We start from the raw sequence: 20,261 nt of genomic DNA on the forward strand, positions 1-20,261 counted from the left end.
TTTGATAAGCTCAAATTGTTTTGCTGGCATCATGTTTGATGTCCAAAATTTTGTTTCGTTCACTAACTCAAGGTTAGCTACTGAAAACTTTATTGATTACGTTTTGCTTGTTCAGTTTTCAAGGTTCATTTTGTCGCTGTTGTTTTCAGCAACTCTATTATCATAACTCGTCTCCAACAAGAAGTCAATAACTTTTTCAAAATCTTTTTTCAAATCTTTTTCTCAAGTCGTCCTTCTTGTTAAGGACAAGTAATAATATATAATATAGCAATTTAAAAATCAAGCTTTTTTTGAAAAAAGTTTAAAAATCTTTTTCTCATCCACCACAAACAATAGAATTCCTACTATAACAATTAATCCACCAATAATTTGTGTGGCTATTAAATACTCTTTAAAAATGAAAAGAGCTAAAATGGCCGCGCCAATTGGTTCAAATAATATCGCAATAGAGACTACATTTGTACTAACGTATTTGATAGACCAATTAAATAGAGTATGCCCCAATAAATTAGGCACGATTGCTAATAAAATAAACCATATCCAGTCCATAGTTGGATAAGGACCAAACGATTCACCTTTAATAAGAACATAGATAAATAACGTAATTGTACTAACAGCATAAACAAGCATGGTATATGTCACAAGAGATAACCGCTTACGTACATCTTGTCCAAATAAAAAGTAAGCTGTAACGAGTGCACACGCAATAAGAGCAAGCATGTCTCCATAAAATGCAGTACCGCTAAGCTTAAAATCTCCCCAACTTATTAAAATACTACCAACAATAGCAATCGCGCCTGCAAGTATGGTTTTTAGAGTAATGCTCTCTTTGAAGAAAAAATATGTACCTACAAATGCAAACAACGGCTGTAGTGTAACCAAAACTGTAGAACTCGCTACAGAAGTGTAATTGAGTGATTCAAACCACAAAATAAAATGGAACGCTAAAAATATGCCTGCAACTGAAGAAAACAGCCAATCCCTTCTTCTTAATTGTTTTACTTCATTCGTGTACTTCCAAAAAAACAGAGGAGCCATTATTAATACCGAAAACAACATCCGGTAAAACGCAATAACCCCCGCTTCTGCATTTGCTAACTTTACAAATATCGCAGATAAGGATACAGAAATAACACCTATAAATATAGGAATGTATGGATGAATTTTTGGTTTCTCCATAAAATCCAACCTCCAATCATTTTTACCTGGACATAAATACGTCTGGATACGACTTTGTGCTATCCATGATATCTACTTGAGACTTTAACTTAAACCAACATCTATTTAATCACCTATAACGTTAGAGACTTCTGTAGCTACTTTCACTACCAAGACCGTTTGCTAAAAGAAAAAAAATGCTTATACTTCATTCCTATCGTGATGTACAATACAAAAAAGTAATGTACATATAATAATGACACCTTGCATATCTCTTAGCAATACGAAATATCTGTGGAGGGTTGCGTATGGAAACCTTATTTGGAAATATGATTACATATGAAGTTGGCATAAAATTAGTAATTGCAGCCACATTAAGTTTAGTAATCGGCATCGAAAGGGAATTAAAAAAGAAGCCTGTAGGATTAAAAACAAGCTTAGTCATCGCCACATTTAGCTGTTTATTAACTATTATTTCGATTGAAACCGCCTACTCAACACCCCCAAGGTCAGAAATCAATATTACAATGGATCCTCTACGCTTGGCTGCCCAAATTGTTAGTGGAATTGGATTTCTTGGAGCAGGTGTTATTTTAAGGCGCGGGAATGATAGTATCTCAGGTTTAACAACCGCTGCAATGATTTGGGGAGCTGCCGGGATAGGGATTGCAGTCGGCGCGGGATTCTATATGGATGCTACTTTAGCTGTTATTATCATCGTCTTCGGCATTGAGGTTTTATCGCCGTTTCTAATGAAAATAGGACCAAAAAGAATTCGTATGCGAGAGATATCATTGAAAGTTCAGATTAACAATGATGAAAGAAGCGAGTCTTTTCTAGAATTTTTAAAGGAAAACAATATTATTATCGAAAACATACGCATTCAAGATGTTCCTAATAAAAATAATAATAATGTTTTTCACGAATTAGATTTACGTTTATCATTAATAGTATCTGATAACTTACTGTCATTTTATCGTTCATTACGAGCACTACCCTATATAGAAAAAATTGAAATGGAAATTTTAAACTAGTTGGAGGATTCTTTCGTGGGAGAACTATTAAAACTATTAAAAAACGGGAATAAACCATCTTTGATGGCAGCAGTTGTCAATGCCTTTTTAGGAATTATTAAAGGCATCGCCTTCTTCTTTACAGGTAATGTTGCCATGTTTGCAGAAATGATGCACTCACTAGGGGATGCAGCAAACCAATTTTTTGTTTATATCGGCTCAGCGCTTTCGAAAAAAGCACCGACAAAACAATTTCCTGGAGGCTTTGGCCGAATCGTAAATTTAGTTTGTCTTTTTGCTGTAATAATCGTAGCAATCCTTTCTTATGAAACTGTAAAAGAAGGCTGGCATCATTTTATACACCCAGCTGGCGAATCTAAAGGAATGCTCATAGCACTTGGCGTATTATTGATCGGTATTGTTTTAGAAGGATCAGTTCTTGCGAAAGCTGCCGTTGAAATACTACATGAGACTGGGCAAGAAAAAGCGGGATTTCTTACAGCTATCCCTAAAGCTTTTCCCTATTTAAATCGCGCAAAACCAGCAACAAAATTAGTGTTTATGGAAGACTTAGTCGCTACAGGTGGTAACGTGTTGGCCTTCGCTGCTATTTTAATAGCGCACTATACAGGTTGGGCTAATATAGAAGGGCTCGTTTCGATGATTATCGGCTTTATGATGTTCTATGTAGTAGCAAAAGTTTTCCTTGATAATGCACGAGGCGTTATTGGCGAAACTGACGAAGAAATGCTAAATCATATCGCTCATCTTGTTATGGATGACCCTAATATCAAAGATATTGTTCGTTTAGAGGTCGTTAAAGAAGGTGAATTTTTACATGTGGAATTAGTTGCCGAAGCTGACCCTAACTTATCACTCGCTTTTCTAGATGATGTCCGCGACCATTTAACAGAGGTCATTTTAAGTCAGAAGGGCGTATCAAAAGTGGCCATTCTGTATGATGAGGATGATGGCGAACAAAATTGGGTGCATATTGGTGAAAGACCAGATCACTCAACACCTAAACAATAATCATTATCCAACATATTTTTTCTAAATAAGATAAATAGCCAATTGCCAGGTTTCAGGCAGTTGGCTATTTTTTATACAAATGAATGATGCCTCTAAGCAATGCAATGTGACATCAAGGTTTATCAGAAAGCCTACACATCAAGATTGCGTAGCCTCGCATCCATTTTCAATTAAAGTGAGTTTTGCAAAATAGCTCGTACATCTTCTTCCTGTAACTTGTTGAAGTTTCCAAAAGGCCCATTTTGCATGGTATGTTCTACGATTTGATGGAATTTTAAATTATCGATTTCATAATCCGCAAGGTGACTTGGAGCTCCTATTGAAGTCCAGAATGCCGATAAGCGATCAATTCCTTCGTATGCTACTTCTTCTGAAGTCTTTCCTGTAGCGTCGACACCGAAAACACGTGTTGCAATACCCGCAAAACGCTCTGGATTCACAGGTACACTTAGACGCATCCAATGTGGTTGTAATATAGCTAAACCGCCTGCGTGCGGAATATCGTATACTGCAGATACAGCGTGCTCAATATTATGTGACGCCCAATCACCTCGAGAACCAATTGATAAGAATCCATTTAATCCAATTGTTCCAGCTAATAAAATCGTTTCACGCAACTGGACATTCTCTAAATCTTCTATTAATTCAGGAGCTGTTGTAATAACTGTTCGTAATACCCCTTCGCACATTTCATCTGTAATCGGGGTATTTGTTGTATTATGGAAATATTGCTCAATAACATGCGACATTATATCAACGATACCGTAAACTGTATGTTTTTTTGGTACCGACACTGTATACGCTGGATTTAAAATCGAAAATTTCGGGAAAACAGCAGGGCTTCCCCAGCTTAGTTTTTCTTCTGTTTCCGCATTTGTAATGACAGAGCCTGAGTTCATTTCAGAACCTGTTGCAGCTAGCGTTAATACCGTGCCAAGTGGTAAAGCGTCCTGCACAAATACTTTACGTTTTACAATGTCCCAAGCATCGCCATCATATTTTGCTCCAGCGACGATTAACTTAGAACAGTCAATAACGGAACCGCCACCAACAGCTAGAACTAGATCAATTCCTTCTTTTTTACAAAGATCAATACCAAGTCTTGCTGTTTCCACACGTGGATTTGGCTCAACACCGCTTAGTTCAAATATTGTTTTATCTGCTTCTTGCAACTTCTCGATGACAGCATTGTAAACACCATTTTTCTTAATGCTACCTCCACCATAGACAACCAACACCTTCTTACCTTGCTGCGCTAACTCTTTCGATAGTTTTTCCAGTGCATTTTCACCAAAATGCAACTTCACCGGATTATAAAATGTAAATGAATCCATTCAATTCGCCCCTTTCTAGTTGGATTTTCTCATATTTCTGTAAATGAACGCAAAAATTAAACTTTGAAAATGTACTCGTTATAAATCTTATGAATTTTCTCAGGAACAGGGACACCGATTCCAGCTAATTTCTCCTGTATGTTCTCATAGGCAATTTTTACAATCCTGTTTTTTGTTTTGCCGGATATCAAAGTGACACACCTGAAGATACATACTATATGAAGAAATTGAACTTCGTTACGACTGGGCGACTCGAGCCCTACTTTATTTATAATGGCACTTTAATTTCATTGATATAATAGTTTTTCAAAAACATGAAACGAGTCACCCCATTAATAGGAGTGACTCGTTTTTCATATATATTGATTAAACCCATCCACGGAAGCGTGAAGCTTCTGCAGTGCGGCGAACACCTACCATATAAGCTGCTAAACGCATGTTAATGTTACGTGTTGTCGCTGTTGTATAAACGTTTTCAAACGCATCAACCATTTTTTTGTATAGACGTTCTTCAACTTCTTCTTCTGTCCAGTAATAACCTTGGTTATTTTGTACCCATTCGAAGTAAGAAACTGTTACACCACCAGCAGATGCTAATACGTCTGGTACAAGTAGAATACCACGTTCAGTTAAAATTCTAGTTGCTTCAGCTGTTGTTGGACCGTTCGCTGCTTCTACTACGATGTTTGCTTTAATGTCGTTTGCATTGTCCGCAGTAATTTGGTTTTCGATAGCAGCTGGCACTAGAATATCACAATCAAGCTCTAATAATTCTTTGTTTGAAATTGTGTTTTCAAATAATGTTGTTACAGTACCGAAGCTATCACGACGATCTAATAAATAGTCGATATCTAAACCTTCTGGATCATGAAGTGCACCATAAGCATCAGAAATACCGATTACTTTTGCACCTAAATCATGCATGAATTTCGCAAGGAAGCTACCTGCGTTACCGAAGCCTTGAATAACAACGCGTGCGCCTTTAATATCAATGCCACGTTTTTTCGCTGCTTCTTGAATAACGATTGTTACACCTTGTGCAGTTGCACGGTCACGACCTTGAGAACCGCCAAGTACTAGTGGCTTACCCGTAATGAAACCTGGTGAGTTGAATTCATCCATACGGCTGTATTCATCCATCATCCAAGCCATAATTTGTGCATTTGTAAATACGTCTGGCGCAGGAATATCTTTTGTTGGTCCTACGATTTGACTAACTGCACGAACATATCCACGGCTTAATTTTTCAATTTCATCCATAGACATTTGACGAGGGTCACAGATGACACCGCCTTTACCACCGCCATAAGGTAGATCCACGATACCACACTTCAATGTCATCCACATTGAAAGCGCTTTAACTTCCTCCTCAGATACGGCCGGATGGAAACGAACCCCACCTTTAGTTGGCCCTACAGCATCATTATGTTGTGCACGGTAACCAGTAAATACTTTTGTTGTACCATCATCCATTTTCACAGGAATACGCACTTGTAGCATGCGAAGCGGTTCTTTTAACAATTCATACATTGCTTCGTCATAGCCAAGTCTATTTAGAGCCTCTTGAATGACTTCTTGAGTTGATGTGAACAGATTTAAGTTTTCAGACATTATTAAATCGCCTCTTTGTTTTTATAATGATAGTATATCGGCATCATTGTAACATACTTCCGAATTGAAATGTGAACATTTTGTTAAAGATTAAAAACTTTTTCAATTTGCTCGATTGACCAATCTAAATCTTCTTGAGAAATAACAAGTGGTGGCGCAAATCGAATAACAGTATCATGTGTTTCTTTACATAATAGACCTAATTCTTTAAGTTTTTCACAATATGGACGTGCTGCCTCTGTTAATTCCATTCCGATAAATAAACCACGACCACGAACATCTTTAATAACTGGGTTATTAATTTCTCTTAATTTCCCTTTAAAGTATTCACCAAGTTGGTGTGAACGCTCTGCTAATTTTTCATCTAGTAATACTTTAATTGAAGCAATAGATACAGCACACGCTAAAGGATTACCGCCGAAAGTTGAACCGTGTGATCCTGGATTGAAAACTCCTAAAATTTCACGATTTGCAGCTACACAAGAAATCGGGAATACACCGCCACCTAAAGCTTTCCCTAAAATGTACATATCAGGCTCTACTTCTTCCCAATCACATGCGAACATTTTACCTGTACGTGCTAAACCAGCTTGGATTTCATCTGCAATGAATAAAACATTGTTTTCACGGCATAACTCACGAGCAGCTTTTAAGAAACCTTCTGGTGGAATAACGATTCCAGCTTCACCTTGGATTGGTTCAATTAAAAACGCCGCTGTGTTAGGAGTAATAGCAGCTTTTAATGCTTCTAGATTACCATAATCGACTAACTTAACATTCGGTAACATCGGACCGAAGCCACGACGATATTCTTCGTCAGATGATAAAGATACAGCAAGCATTGTACGACCATGGAAGTTACCATTACATGCAATAATTTCAGCCTTTCCATCTTCTACACCTTTAATATCATACGCCCAACGACGAGCCGCTTTAAATGCAGTTTCTACCGCCTCTGCACCTGTATTCATCGGCAATACCATCTGTTTATTCGTTAATTTACCAACAAGCTCATACCATTCACCAAGGTTTTCACTATAAAACGCACGAGAAGTTAATGTTACTTTATCAGCCTGTTCTTTTAACGCAGCGATAATTTTCGGATGACGATGACCCTGGTTTACAGCAGAGTATGCGGATAGCATATCTAAGTATTTATTACCTTCCGGATCTTTTACCCAAGCACCCTCAGCCTCTGAGATAACGATTGGTAGCGGGTGATAGTTTGCAGCACCAAAATTTTGAGTTTGTTCAATAACTAGATTTGTTTTTGTCATATAGCATTCTCTCCTTACTTTCATGATGAAAAATCTATGGAAGACTATGTTTTTCTATAAGTAAATTTAATAGGACAATTCCGTATTTTCAGAATATAAAGAACAAGAATCCGCCTAGTACTCCTAGGTAAGCCACTACAACGTTAGCGTCTGCGGTTCTTGCTCGGCCTACTTTATTAGGAGGGGTTTCGCAGATTCTCTTATTAGCCCCGGTTGGATTCAGTTTTGCGCTTACACAAAACCGAATCCGTGACATACACCGAGGGCTATACTTCTTTCAGTTTGCTAAAGAAGTTATAGCATTTCTGAAGTTGTTTTTGCTTGCATGTGAAGTTGTAGATAGTCAGGGCCACCTGCTTTTGAGTCTGTACCTGACATGTTGAAGCCACCAAATGGTTGGTAACCTACGATTGCACCTGTGCAACCACGGTTGAAGTATAAGTTACCTACATGGAAATCTTCACGAGCCTTTTCTAAGTTCATACGATTACTTGTAATAACCGCACCAGTTAAACCGTATTCAGTATCGTTTGCAATATCGATTGCTTGATCGAAATCTTTAGCCTTTGCGATTGCTACAACTGGACCAAAAATTTCTTCTTTCATAATACGTGCAGAAGGATCTACGTCTGCAAATACTGTTGGTTGGATGAAGTAACCAACTGAATCATCAGCTGTACCACCTGAAACAAGGCGGCCTTCTCCTTTACCAATTTCAATATATTCTGTCACTTTGTTGAATGCCGCTTGGTCAATTACTGTTGCCATGAAGTTTTTGAAGTCTGTTGGATCACCAACTGTTAACGTGTTAGTAAGCTCAATTACACGATTAACAACTGTGTCATATACATCTTCAACGATAATAGCACGAGAACATGCTGAACATTTTTGACCTGAGAAGCCGAATGCTGATTTTACGATAGATTGTGCTGCAAGCTCTAAATCTGCTTCTTTATCAACAACGATTGTGTCTTTACCACCCATTTCAGCGATAACACGTTTAATCCAAATTTGACCATCATTTAATACAGATGCACGTTGGTTAATACGTAAGCCTACATCACGAGATCCAGTGAAGCTGATGAAGCGTGTTTTCGGATGATCAACTAAGTAGTCACCTACTTCCGCACCAGAACCTGGTACAAAGTTCACAGCACCTGCTGGAAGACCAGCTTGCTCTAACACTTCGATAAATTTATAAGCAACAACTGGTGTTGTTGAAGCTGGTTTTAATAATACAGTGTTACCTGTTACTAAAGCAGCAACTGTTGTCCCTGCCATAATTGCGAATGGGAAGTTCCATGGTGAAATAACAATACCAATACCTAATGGAATATAGTCATAACGGTTGTATTCACCAGGACGGCTCTCTACAGGTTGGCCTTCTTTAATACGTAGCATTTGACGGCCATAGTATTCTAAGAAATCAATCGCTTCTGCAGTATCTGCATCAGCTTCAGCCCACGGTTTACCCGCTTCTTTTGTTAAAAGTGCAGAGAATTCATGTTTGCGACGACGAATGATTGCCGCTGCTTTAAATAGTACATCTGCACGAATAGCTGGATCTACCTTTTTCCAAGTTTTAAATGTTTCGTCTGCAGCTTGCATCGCTTTTTCAGCTAGTTCTTTGTTTGCTTTTGATACGCGACCAATTACTTCTGTTTTCTTTGCAGGGTTATATGAAACGATTTTATCTTCTGTCGTAATACGTTCGCCACCGATAATAAGTGGGTAGTCTTGACCTAAATAACTTTCGACTTTATTTAATGCTTCTAAATATGCGTTGTAATTTGCCTCTTGAGTAAAATCTGTGAATGGTTCGTGTTTGTATGAAATCATACTAAATCCTCCCTCGTGAGATGTGTTTTAAGTGTGCAAAAAACGTTGACGCAAAATATCTTTGCGTTTAGAATATTCTTACACTTATTATAATGCAAAATTTCGTTGCATATTTCAAGTAAAAAATTTTTGAGGTGCACATTTTATGAAAAATTCCGAACCTTTACTCCCTTTTTATGAGTTTATTGCAACAAATGTAACTGTTGGTATTCACGCTGTAGACCTTTCTGGCAAAACAATTATTTATAATTCGAAGATGAAAGAAATTGAGGGTTTTCATTTTGATGAATTAGCCGATCGTTCTGTTATTGAAATGTTTTCTTTCCGTCAGCATGAAAGTACTTTAATGCGTGTATTACAAACAGGTAAAAAAGAAGTTAATGTAAAACAAACATATTGGAATAAAAATGGTCATGAAATAACAACGATTAACGATACTTTTCCACTATATGTCGAAAATAAACTAATTGGAGCTATCGAGTTTGCTCGGGATATTACATCACTCGAAAAGCTAGTTTATCAGCCTCTTCGTCGATATGGTGAACCTTTAACATTCGATATGATAACAGCTGTTTCTAATTCGATGCGACAAGTTATCGCAAATGCCAAGAAAGCAGCAGCTGTGAAATTACCAGTATTATTAATTGGTGAATCAGGTACAGGAAAAGATCTAGTAGCAGAGGGTATACATCATGCAGCTTCAACTGACCCTGAAGCATTTGTAACTCTAGTGAGTCGTCGCTCTGCTCAATCTGTTTTAGATAAATTACAGGAGCTCTTACAGGATGACAAGACATACACTTTTTTCTTTGAACGCATTGATTTTTTAAGTCTAGACATTCAAGAGCAACTATTAGAGGTATTACAGTCTCTTCCACAGTCAAAATACATGCTCATTGGCAGTGTAGGAAGTGATCCCATTACATTGATTGCAGAAAAGAAACTGTCAAAATCACTGTATTATTTCTTTGCAACAATGGCCATTTCCATTCCTAATTTAACAGATCGAAAAGAAGATATTCTTCCATTCGTAGATGATTACTTTAACCGCCATCAAGAACGATTTGCTTCAAATGTCACGGAATTATCTCCTGATGTACAGGATTTATTTTTACAATATGATTGGCCTGGAAATTTAAAGGAGCTTGAACTATTACTAGATGAAACGGTGTCGTTTATGACTACTGAATCAACGGTTACCTCAGATTTATTACCAATGCATTTCCGCTTCAAAGTACAGCAGCAAGACGTATCTAATCACGAGCCGGAATTTTTTATGTTCCAGCAACAGAATGATGTTATGCCGCTCGATGCTTATTTACGTGAAGCCGAATCCTATTATGTGCAAAACGTCTTAAATTTATATGAGGGCAATATTACAAAGGCCGCTACCGCACTTGGCATGAGCCGTCAAAACCTACAGTACCGAATTCGAAAAATAAAAAATTCGCTATAATTAAATACTAAAAAACGAGGATACCTTCATATTTGAAAGCATCCTCGTTTTTTTATCTCGCATTAATAGGCAGTAATTTATTTGTACCGAAAGCGAAGCGTTAGGTACAAGACTCCAACCTTAAAATTATTGTCCTGACTGCTCGATCCAGTCTTGTAATTTATCTTTTAAGGAATTAAAACCATTCGCATCCGATTCATCTACACGGTCCTGCAATGATTTACGTGGTGGTGCATCTTTTTTACGCAATGTAGCCGGGCGCTCCTGCAAAGCACGAATCGATAAGCTAATTTTTTCGGCATCCTCATCGATTTCAAGTATCTTCACTTCTACCTCTTGCCCAACTGACAAAAATTCACTAACGTCCTTTACAAAGCCGTACGTAATTTCGGAAATATGTACGAGGCCTTGTGTATCTTCATCAAGCGCAACAAATGCACCGTACGGCTGTATACCTGTAACTTTTCCGGTCAACACGTCTCCTAATTCATATTTTTTTTCCATAAACTTTGCCCACTTTCTTTTTGTTTGCTACGTATATATCACCATAAATTATAACATACGTAAATAAGTGGGGCAAAAAATCTCCTTATTCGTTAATGGCACTAATTCGGTAATGTTGTTCACCATTTTCGGTTACTACAGGGGTTAACTCGAAAGATAATTGCTGTCCAACTACCCCTTGCGCCGCACCTTTTACAATTGCTCTAATACTAAGTGACGAGCCTCCCATTTCATAAAGAGCTTTAAAATTATCCATACCACCAAACTGAACAACTGTATTTATATCCAAGTCATCAGTTAAAAGTCTCTGAGCTATGTCACGATCACCAACCCCATGAGCATATAAAAATAAACTAACGATATTAAATGGATTTAATGTCTCTATAATTGCATCATTCTTTGTTTTAACATACTCATCGTAAAGAGATTTAGTTTGCTCAATCCAACCTTCATTAATCTCCATACTAGTTGTTCCATCATCCGTCTGCATAAACGTGTCTTCTCGCAAATATAAAATCCCCATCCAAATATCATATGTTGTTAACTGTTTTAGCGTTTTAGATTGTCCCGTTACCTTTATTTCATCTAGTATTGATTGTGCTGTTTTGCGCATTGCCTCACCATATCCGCCATTCGCAATAATCGTTAATAGATCGATGTATTCGGGCTTGTATTGACCAGTTTTTGTACGAATTGGATTGGTTTCAGTTCCTTTAAAAATGGCAAGCCATGTATTTTCAAACTCTCCCTTTAATACGTTAAAATTATCCGTCTCAGTAGATTTATCCGCTACAAGCGTTTTTTCATAGAGACGGAGAACAGTTGCGGAATCCTCTATAGAATAGAGTAAATCTCCACCAACAAGCAATGAGCCTGTAGCCAAGTATTTAAAATATCCTAATACATTTGGGTGAAGGCGTTCAATATATTCAGGCGCGTCTTTCCCGAATACAGGATTTGGTCGAAAACTATAACTTTGTCCATTATATTGTAATTCTAAATATTGCTCTTTAGCTGTAGCAATTAATTTATTTAGGTCTGCAGGTAGACTTTTTGGTTTTTGTGATAAAACTTTTTCATATTGAACAAGCTTATTAGAATAATAGTTTGCTATCTCTTCTGCTGAGTATGAATATCCACTATAAAAAAAATAAGATTCTTCAAATGACATAAGATTCCCGTAAGTTTCGATAAGTTGTATTTGCTCACGTGGCGTTTGTAGATTATCCAATGTATTTTTTGCCAAACTGTTCAAAAAGTTATCATTTCTGTTCTGTACATCTTGAAACAACTCTTTTCTTTTAGGTAATGAGTCCACTTCATTGTCTGTAGTTTGAACTAATGATATTTCACTAAACTCTTTCTCCGGAATGTCGAGCTCCTTACGCATTTGTTCACGTTTTTCTTTATATTCTTTTGTAAAGTTTGAAAGCCATTCTTCATATACTTTTTCTTGTTCTTTTGCTTGTTCTTGTTCAGCTGTTTGAACAAATGTCAAAGGATTAATCACATACGACGAAACGAGAACACCTACTAAAAGTACACTTGCAATGCACGCTATCCAGACAGCCGGCTTTTGCCATCTCGAAGGGGGCTTTTGTGTTGTTACTGTTTCTTGCGATTGTTGTGCTGCATCTTCTGCCTCGATTTGTGCGAAAACGGTTTTGGGATCTAGCTGTGGTTCCATGCGATCATAGGACTTTTTTAGAAGCTCCATTCGTTTTTCAAACTGTTTATCATCCATTTTCAACACTCCCCTCCTGCATGATCACCGCTTTGAGCTTTTCCTTTGCACGTAATATACGAACTTTAACAGTTGATAACGAAATATTTAGTACCTCTGCTATCTCCTCATACTTTAATTCATGGAAGTAAAATAATATAAGTGGATAACGATATTTTTCATCAAGTTCATTAATAGCACTATGTAATAGCCTATCCTCTTCAAAATTAAGGACTTGCTTTTCTGCTGAAGATGCGGGCAATTGTTGCTGTGCACTTAGTCTTTCTTCCTTTGCTTGCTCTCGTTGTTCTTTGCGATAATAATCACGCGTTGTATTCAATGTGATTTTATAGAGCCACGTCGTAAAACGATCCTGCTTAAATTGATGTAAAAAACGATAGAGCTTCACAAAGACCTCCTGTGAAACATCTGCTAAATCATTACTATGTACACCGCATTGAAAAGCAAACTTTTCAACTGTTCGCTGATGTATTCGGATTAGCTCTATATAGGCGCCTTTGTCTCCTCGCTGAGCCCGTTCTATTAATTCGGTTTCTGTCACAGTCATCCCCCCTTGCATATGTAACGAACCATCCCCCCTAATTGTTACATATTTGAATATATTTTGGATATCCATCATATCGTGTGGTTGATTCCCTCGTACTTCGCGGGTAGAAATTCCAAGTGCACTATTATTCGCCATTCTATCTGAAGTGAAGATTTTAGATCGCTCTATTTTAGACTTTGTAGACTTTTTAATAATAACGATATCCAGGGGATTTTACCGTTGTTTAAATAAAAGAGCTTTATTTTTATAGATAAAAAACGAGGTTGTCTCATAATTGAAAGACAACCTCGTTTTCTATAGAAAAGCAAAAACATAATTGTGCATCCACCAGAAGTTAGGCCAATACAATAATGGTCACTCTGGTATTTTCACCTTTTGAAGAAGTTAAATAATGCATTTTGCTTCAAATTTTATCGCAATAAGTTTGTATGAAATGGCTACACAATCTTCATATGGAATCCATTCTTCAAACGAATGCTCATATGTTTCTTGAATAACCTTTGCAAGAACAGATGGATCATCGATACCTTGCAATGCTGCTACAACATCTGCGGTTTCAGTATCATAATGATCTGGACCTAAGTGGAATGGATCCCACTCCTCTAGCAGATGTACGGCTGCTTGATTCATTTTTATATTTTCCAAAATACTCACCTATTATCCTTTTATCATACTCGTATGATACCATAGTAAATAAAAAAGAAAAGAGTGATTTGCTTGTCTATTTTTGATCAAACTATTAACCGTCGTTGTACAAACTCCGTAAAATGGGACGCAATAGAAAACGTATATGGGCTACAAGATGCTTCAGGCATACTCCCAATGTGGGTAGCTGATATGGATTTTGCTGCGCCAGTAGCTGTATCAAAGGCGCTGCAAGAGCATGCTGAAAAGACTGTTTTCGGCTATAGCTTTGTTAGCGATGAAGCCGTACAGGCAATCGTAGACTGGCAAAATACTCAACATGATTGGCACGTTGATAAAGAATCCATTGTTTTCTGTAATGGTGTTGTCGCTGCTTTAGCAGATAGTATTATGGCATTTACTAATCCAGGAGATAAAGTGCTTATTTCCTCACCTGTTTACCCACCATTCTATAACATCCCAAAAAGCAATGGTCGAGAGGTTGTTAATTGTCCTTTAGTAGAAAAAGATGGGACATATGTTTATGACTTTGTAGCCTTTGAGCAAGCACTTGCTCAAAATGTGAAAGCCTACATATTGTGTAATCCACATAATCCCGGTGGTTATGTATGGGATGAAGCTACATTAAAGGAAATTGTTCGACTATGTGCAAAATATGATGTAGTAATTATTTCCGATGAAATTCATTCTGATTTAATGTTGGATGGCTCAAAACATACACCATTAGCGAAAATCGCTGGTGATGAAATTGATCGCATTATTACATGTATGGCACCGACAAAAACATTTAACCTAGCTGGGATTCAAGTGGCCTATATGATCGTGACAGATAAGAAAAAGCGAATGTTATTAGAAGCAGTTCATATGGCTAGCGGGCAAGGCTCATTAAATACTTTTGCTGCTGTGGCACTTCAAGCTGCTTATACAGAAGGTTCGCCTTGGTTAAACGAAATGCTTCCTTACATTTCAGCTAATATGGACTATGTGATTGCCGAATTAGAACAATTACCTGGGATCCGTATTACAAAACCTCAAGGCACTTATTTACTTTGGATTGATTATCGAGAATTAGAGCTTGATGAAAATGAATTCATGCAACGCTTGCTTGAACATGGCAAACTAGCATTAGAGCCAGGGACAAAATACGGCGAAGAGGGTCGTGGCTTCCTGCGTATGAACGTTGCTTGCTCATTTGAGACAGTGAAAGACGGAGTTCAGCGCTTTAAGCAAGCACTTCAGTAATAGGAAATAAATAGTGAAGGGTATCTCAAGTTTTTTTGAGGTATCCTTTTGTTTTGGCTGTGTTAAAGAAATGCTGATAATTGATGCCTGTCCGAATTCTTCGTAAAATAAGAACAAGCATTCGGCAGGAAGATTGAAAGGATGACAAGGCGTTTAGCAAGTTATTAAAATCATTGATAAATTGACCTTTACAAAAAAAGAACAAGTCTATCAATGGGTAAAACGCTATGTTGATCCTTCTTCTTCCGTCGGCGGAAGCTTAATCCCTACCGGTCAGGAGTTAAAGAAGGGGAACGGCGAAAGAGACTTAAATTGAAACTAACTTGGAGGAGAATCTTGTGTTTCAAATGAACCTAATAAAGAAGTTAAAAACTTCTTATGAAATAGCGCTATCAAATGACAAGAAGTTATTATGTCATATAATGGGAGGAAAGACAGTTGTATTTGATACAAAAACTTGGGGAAAAGTTATTGAATTAAAAAAACCAAACCATCCGAGCAACCTTCACTTTTCCCCAAATGATTAATTACTTTCTAGTTGGTACTTGGTCAAAAGGCTATGTATTTGAGAATAATCTTAAGGGAGCAAAATGAAGGTTCCCCCTTCATAAAAATTAACATTTAAATTTAACAGATTTTTTGTTTTAAAAATATGTCTCATATGGCGATTAAGCATTTGAAGAATGGAGCGAAGATAAAATTTTAACATGAAAGTAATGAGAAAGTATGATGCCTCGCAATCCCTAATGGTTGCGAGGCAAATAGCTTTCCACAAACGTGTTTTTTAAATATTTTGCTGATTGTTTGTATTATTTTTCTCTGAAAGAATACGTGCTTCGATTTCCTTTGATTTCATTTCTTGTTTCTTAGAAATTTTACGGAAAACGGTAAATACAACAATACATAAAATAAGCATGATTAAAAATTCAAAAGCTGCAGGAATATAGCCTGATTTATCTTCTGGGAAATATAAAAATTGATACATTAAATGTTTCATGTTTTACACGTCCTTACAATTATTATTCAAAAACTGTAATTGACTCGATTTTCACATCTTCTACTGGTTTATCACGGAAGTCTTTTTCTACATCTGCAATTTTGTCTACAATGTCCATTCCTTCAACAATATGACCAAATACTGTATGTTTATGGTCTAACCAAGGAGTACCGCCATTTTGAGCATACGCTTCAATAATTTCTTCAGGGAAGCCCGCACCTTGTAATTGACGAAGCATATCACTTGGAAGGTGCTTCATTTGTACGATAAAGAATTGTGAACCATTTGTGTTCGGACCCGCATTTGCCATTGAAAGTGCACCGCGTAGATTAAATACGCTATCAGAGAACTCATCCTCGAAAGAGTTACCCCAAATTGATTCGCCGCCCATACCTGTACCAGTTGGGTCACCACCTTGAATCATGAAGTCTTGGATTACACGGTGAAAAATGATGCCGTCATAGTAACCAGATTTTGCATGGCCTAAGAAGTTTTCAACCGTTTTTGGTGCATGCTCAGGGAATAATTTAATTTTGACGGCACCTAATGTTGTTTTCATTTCTACAAGTACTTCGCCTTCAAGTACTTCTGTTGTTAATTGTGGAAACATTGAAGTCTCTCCTTTAAAAGTAAAATTTCAGTTTCAATGAAAATGATAATAATATCATTTCTGACCTCATTTTAGTCTAACATACTTCTTAATGGTTTTCTTCACCAAAGTATTGACGATTTTTTGCACTTTTAACTTTTTGGCTATTAAGCAAAGTGGAGGGTTGATTTCCGTTCCAACTGAGAGGTTCCTTAGGGACAGTGTAATAGGCGAGACTCCAGGGCGAGCAAGTGGAGGAACGAAGGCTAAAAGCATCACGTCCTGTGATAACACCTTCATGACCAACATCGTGTTGTTGTTGCTGTCGCTTAGTATTTGCATAGACGAAACCCTCTTACTGAAGTATCGTTTTAATGACTATATTTTAGAGTGATATGTTATGTGAGTGGTTGATTGGAGTGGAGACTGGGCGACTCCTTAGGGATCAGCGTCACAGAGGAGACCCTTCAGCGAAGCGGATTTTTTCTGTGCGAAAGCGAAGCGGCAGCAACAAATGTTTTAACTGTGCGAAAGCGAAGCGGCAGCAACAAAGCGCCCAGTCGGAACGGAAATCAACTCGCTTTGCCGAAGAGACAACAAAAGTGCAAATAGGTCGGAACGAGTATTTGGAAACCATCCAAAATATGTTATTCTTTTGAATGACTCATATTTAGAGTGGAGGCACACATGAAAAAGGCTTTTGGTTTTATTATCATTTTACTATCCTTACCTGTCCTTTGGTGGATTAGTACAAATATTAGGACGGAAATCCATGCGGCAAAAGCGCATGAGGAGCAAATTGCTAGCGCTATTCACTTACCGGAAGTTCAGCCACAACTTCCAATAACACTTATTGATCAAAACGGCAACACATTTAGCGAGGAATATGTCGAATGGAGGCAACCTCTAACACTACAAGAGATCCCAAAAATTGCCCAGGAAATTTTCATCGCAAGTGAGGACGCTCATTTTTATGAGCATATCGGCTTTGACCTCAGTGCAATCGTCCGTGCAGTTGTTGCTAACTCAAGCACGAATTCAACGTCTCAAGGTGCCAGCACTATTACACAGCAACTCGTTCGTATGCGTTATTTATCCGATGAAAAAACATATGAACGAAAATTAACAGAAGTTTTTTACTCCTATGAGATTGAGAAAGAATTTGATAAAGACACGATTTTAACGATGTATCTAAATGAAGCCTATTTTAGCAATCAAGTTTATGGAATTGGCGGAGCAGCTACCTATTATTTTCAAAAACCACTCCAAGAATTATCTATAGCTGAAATTGCATTTATTGCGGCCATTCCAAATAACCCCTCACTTTATAATCCTTTAAAAAATTTTGATAAAACAAAAGCGAGACAAGAGCGGTTATTAGATACACTCGCAACTAGCGGCGCTATTACAAAAGAAGATGCTAATACACATAAAGCTGAAACGATAACATTAAATGTAAAGAATAAAGCGCAAAGCTACCCAATGTACAGCACATACGTCCTACAAGAGCTTAAATGGTTAGTTGCAGAAAAAGAAGGCTATGCAGATCGTCTTGCAAAAACACAAAGTGAAGAAGAAAAGAAAAAAATCAAAGCGCAGCTAGACAATCGACTCAATATATTATTTCAAAATGGATTAACGATTTATACCGCGCTTAATCCAGACAAACAAGCAAATGATGAGAAAAAGATGACTGCCATTCTAGGCCCAGGCCAATTACAAGCAGCCGGAGCAGTTATTGATAATAAATCCCGTGAAGTAGTTAGTCTGTATGCAGGGAAGAACTATGAAAAGTTTGGTTATCATCGAGCCTTTCAAGGAACGCGTCAGCCAGGCTCTGCCTTTAAGCCATTAGCGGTATATGCACCGTTCTTTGAAACGACAGCACACACACCTGATTCTATAGTGAGTGGTGGCAGTTATTGTGTCGGTTCATTTTGTCCTCAAAACTATGGCGGCTTTAAATACGGTGATGTACCAATTCGAGTAGCATTTCAATATAGCTACAATACATCGGCTCTCCGTCTGTTGAACACAGTCGGAATTGATACAGCATTTAGTTACTTAGATCGTTTTAACTTTCGCTCCATCGTGGCAAAAGACCATAATTATGCTGTCTCCTTGGGAGGTTTAACGTATGGTGTTACAGCACTCGAGCTAGCAGACGCTTATACAAGCTTTATAGACGGCTCATACGCGCAAGCCCATAGCATCCGTAAAGTAACAGCAGCTGATGGAACGGAGCTTTACAGCTGGGATCCAGCACGCGATCAAATTTGGTCACCTAAAACGGTTAAGAATATGCGTTCAATCCTTTCAGATGTTGTTACTCGAGGTACAGGACAAGGCGTTTATAGTAGAAGTAACTATGTCGGTGCGAAAACAGGAACAACTAACAACTATCGCGACTACTGGCTTGCAGGATTAAACGATGAATACACAGCAGCAGTTTGGCTAGGCTATGATAAGCCACAATCTATGGAAAGATTAGAAGACTATAAGATTCACCATCAACTATTTAATGTTTTACTACAGTAAATAGTCATATATTCTCAATGAAAAGGAGCAGCCCTAAGTGAAATTCATCACTCTGGGCCGCTCCTTTTCTCGTTGAACGGTATTATGTAATTGGATAAATACTTAATGAAAATCGAGGCATTTAATGTGCAAACGGCAAGCTTGCCAAGATGCCATTATACAATTTTAAAACAACATAAATTATTAGCGATAATAGTATTGTCCACATAAATAGCTCAAATACTAGTAAGCCAATCGTTCCACTCATCGACATAAAATGGCTCATTTTATAGATAAGGTAAATAAAGTAGATAAAAACGGTTAAGACAAAAATACCTACTAATACGTAAATAAATTGAATAGCAAAGGCTGAACATATTGCACCAACTAATAATATGATATATCCGCCTCGTGCTTGATGAACTGTCGCACCATCATTATCCTTTGAGAAAAATAACATTCCAAGCTCATGAATCGTTTCCCCTACTAATTTTAATGCTGAAAATAACATAAAAAAGATTCCCGCAAAGACAATTAGTAAAAAAACACGGAGCTCGAAATCAGATAAAAACTCCCGCATGCCAGAATATACACCAATTGCATGAAAAACTTGCAATGATTCACTTACAGCATACATACCAAACGTCAAACTAAATAACAAAATCGTAATCAATGGTAGATAACCATAAATATAAGGGTTTCTCATAAAAATTTTTTTCCTCTATTTTTATTGATAACTTCTTATTTATAATATAT

Annotated in this window: 18 protein-coding genes and 1 pseudogene; 7 read left to right on the forward strand and 12 right to left on the reverse strand. The window is 37.4% G+C overall.

Features of this window, described 5'->3' with window-relative positions; translation table 11 throughout:
• Nucleotides 1–279: 279 nt before the first annotated feature.
• The gene (locus AC3WSK_RS21395; RefSeq protein WP_079561553.1) at nucleotides 280–1,179 is read right to left on the reverse strand and encodes a DMT family transporter; all 900 of its coding nucleotides are present in this window, start codon (nucleotides 1,177–1,179) and stop codon (nucleotides 280–282) included.
• Nucleotides 1,180–1,466: 287 nt separating this feature from the next.
• Between AC3WSK_RS21395 and AC3WSK_RS21400 the strand changes: the two genes are divergently transcribed.
• Nucleotides 1,467–2,192 carry an MgtC/SapB family protein gene (locus AC3WSK_RS21400; protein WP_079561552.1) on the forward strand — a complete coding sequence of 242 codons (726 nt, stop codon included), beginning with the start codon at nucleotides 1,467–1,469 and terminating at the stop codon, nucleotides 2,190–2,192.
• A 15-nt stretch (nucleotides 2,193–2,207) separates the two neighbouring features.
• On the forward strand, nucleotides 2,208–3,203 hold the full coding sequence (locus AC3WSK_RS21405; protein ID WP_079561551.1) for a cation diffusion facilitator family transporter: 996 nt from the start codon (nucleotides 2,208–2,210) through the stop codon (nucleotides 3,201–3,203).
• A 170-nt stretch (nucleotides 3,204–3,373) separates the two neighbouring features.
• On the opposite strand, the gene AC3WSK_RS21410 is transcribed toward AC3WSK_RS21405, so the two are convergent.
• The 4 genes from AC3WSK_RS21410 to pruA form a co-directional block, all read right to left on the reverse strand.
• Nucleotides 3,374–4,537: an iron-containing alcohol dehydrogenase gene (locus AC3WSK_RS21410; RefSeq protein WP_079561550.1), complete on the reverse strand. Its 1,164-nt coding sequence runs from the start codon at nucleotides 4,535–4,537 to the stop codon at nucleotides 3,374–3,376.
• Between the two features lie 366 nt (nucleotides 4,538–4,903).
• The gene (locus AC3WSK_RS21415; protein WP_079561549.1) at nucleotides 4,904–6,148 is read right to left on the reverse strand and encodes a Glu/Leu/Phe/Val family dehydrogenase; all 1,245 of its coding nucleotides are present in this window, start codon (nucleotides 6,146–6,148) and stop codon (nucleotides 4,904–4,906) included.
• An 83-nt stretch (nucleotides 6,149–6,231) separates the two neighbouring features.
• The gene (locus AC3WSK_RS21420) at nucleotides 6,232–7,425 is read right to left on the reverse strand and encodes an ornithine--oxo-acid transaminase (RefSeq protein WP_079561548.1); all 1,194 of its coding nucleotides are present in this window, start codon (nucleotides 7,423–7,425) and stop codon (nucleotides 6,232–6,234) included.
• Between the two features lie 294 nt (nucleotides 7,426–7,719).
• Complete coding sequence (pruA, locus tag AC3WSK_RS21425) at nucleotides 7,720–9,264, reverse strand: L-glutamate gamma-semialdehyde dehydrogenase (protein WP_427485153.1); 1,545 nt, start codon at nucleotides 9,262–9,264, stop codon at nucleotides 7,720–7,722.
• Nucleotides 9,265–9,409: 145 nt separating this feature from the next.
• On the opposite strand from pruA, the gene AC3WSK_RS21430 reads away from it, so the two are divergent.
• Nucleotides 9,410–10,720 (forward strand): AAA-type ATPase lid domain-containing protein, encoded by a 1,311-nt coding sequence (locus AC3WSK_RS21430; protein ID WP_079561546.1) that lies wholly within the window; start codon nucleotides 9,410–9,412, stop codon nucleotides 10,718–10,720.
• 126 nt (nucleotides 10,721–10,846) lie between these two features.
• Here the strand turns inward: AC3WSK_RS21430 and yugI are convergent, their stop codons facing one another.
• From yugI to AC3WSK_RS21450, 4 genes are all read right to left on the reverse strand, one after another.
• Nucleotides 10,847–11,224, reverse strand: a complete 378-nt coding sequence (gene yugI, locus AC3WSK_RS21435; RefSeq protein ID WP_079561545.1) for a S1 domain-containing post-transcriptional regulator GSP13 — start codon at nucleotides 11,222–11,224, stop codon at nucleotides 10,847–10,849.
• Nucleotides 11,225–11,309: 85 nt separating this feature from the next.
• Nucleotides 11,310–12,968, reverse strand: coding sequence for a hypothetical protein (locus AC3WSK_RS21440; RefSeq protein WP_492412299.1), 1,659 nt, complete (start codon nucleotides 12,966–12,968; stop codon nucleotides 11,310–11,312).
• Complete coding sequence (locus AC3WSK_RS21445) at nucleotides 12,961–13,509, reverse strand: RNA polymerase sigma factor (RefSeq protein WP_427485155.1); 549 nt, start codon at nucleotides 13,507–13,509, stop codon at nucleotides 12,961–12,963. The genes AC3WSK_RS21440 and AC3WSK_RS21445 overlap by 8 nt, the downstream gene beginning before the upstream one ends.
• A gap of 390 nt (nucleotides 13,510–13,899) precedes the next feature.
• Nucleotides 13,900–14,160 carry a DUF1871 family protein gene (locus AC3WSK_RS21450; RefSeq protein ID WP_079561543.1) on the reverse strand — a complete coding sequence of 87 codons (261 nt, stop codon included), beginning with the start codon at nucleotides 14,158–14,160 and terminating at the stop codon, nucleotides 13,900–13,902.
• A 72-nt stretch (nucleotides 14,161–14,232) separates the two neighbouring features.
• Here AC3WSK_RS21450 and AC3WSK_RS21455 point away from each other — a divergent pair, with 72 nt between their 5' ends.
• The 3 genes and pseudogenes from AC3WSK_RS21455 (at nucleotide 14,233) to AC3WSK_RS21465 (ending at nucleotide 15,929) form a co-directional block, all read left to right on the forward strand.
• Complete coding sequence (locus tag AC3WSK_RS21455; protein ID WP_079561542.1) at nucleotides 14,233–15,402, forward strand: MalY/PatB family protein; 1,170 nt, start codon at nucleotides 14,233–14,235, stop codon at nucleotides 15,400–15,402.
• 146 nt (nucleotides 15,403–15,548) lie between these two features.
• Nucleotides 15,549–15,700, forward strand: a pseudogene (locus tag AC3WSK_RS21460) (IS1595 family transposase); the annotation flags it as partial.
• Nucleotides 15,701–15,740: 40 nt separating this feature from the next.
• Nucleotides 15,741–15,929 carry a hypothetical protein gene (locus AC3WSK_RS21465; RefSeq protein ID WP_427485156.1) on the forward strand — a complete coding sequence of 63 codons (189 nt, stop codon included), beginning with the start codon at nucleotides 15,741–15,743 and terminating at the stop codon, nucleotides 15,927–15,929.
• Between the two features lie 257 nt (nucleotides 15,930–16,186).
• Here the strand turns inward: AC3WSK_RS21465 and AC3WSK_RS21470 are convergent, their stop codons facing one another.
• Entirely contained in the window at nucleotides 16,187–16,399 is a 213-nt protein-coding gene (locus tag AC3WSK_RS21470; protein ID WP_053484185.1) for a hypothetical protein, read from the reverse strand.
• 22 nt (nucleotides 16,400–16,421) lie between these two features.
• Entirely contained in the window at nucleotides 16,422–17,009 is a 588-nt protein-coding gene (locus tag AC3WSK_RS21475) for a peptidylprolyl isomerase (protein ID WP_079561540.1), read from the reverse strand.
• A 666-nt stretch (nucleotides 17,010–17,675) separates the two neighbouring features.
• Between AC3WSK_RS21475 and AC3WSK_RS21480 the strand changes: the two genes are divergently transcribed.
• Nucleotides 17,676–19,526, forward strand: coding sequence for a transglycosylase domain-containing protein (locus AC3WSK_RS21480; RefSeq protein ID WP_492412303.1), 1,851 nt, complete (start codon nucleotides 17,676–17,678; stop codon nucleotides 19,524–19,526).
• 121 nt (nucleotides 19,527–19,647) lie between these two features.
• On the opposite strand, the gene AC3WSK_RS21485 is transcribed toward AC3WSK_RS21480, so the two are convergent.
• Nucleotides 19,648–20,211: a DUF5366 family protein gene (locus AC3WSK_RS21485; protein ID WP_079561536.1), complete on the reverse strand. Its 564-nt coding sequence runs from the start codon at nucleotides 20,209–20,211 to the stop codon at nucleotides 19,648–19,650.
• Between the last annotated feature and the right edge of the window lie 50 nt (nucleotides 20,212–20,261).

This window comes from Lysinibacillus sp. EB271-A1-10B, from assembly GCF_058791335.1.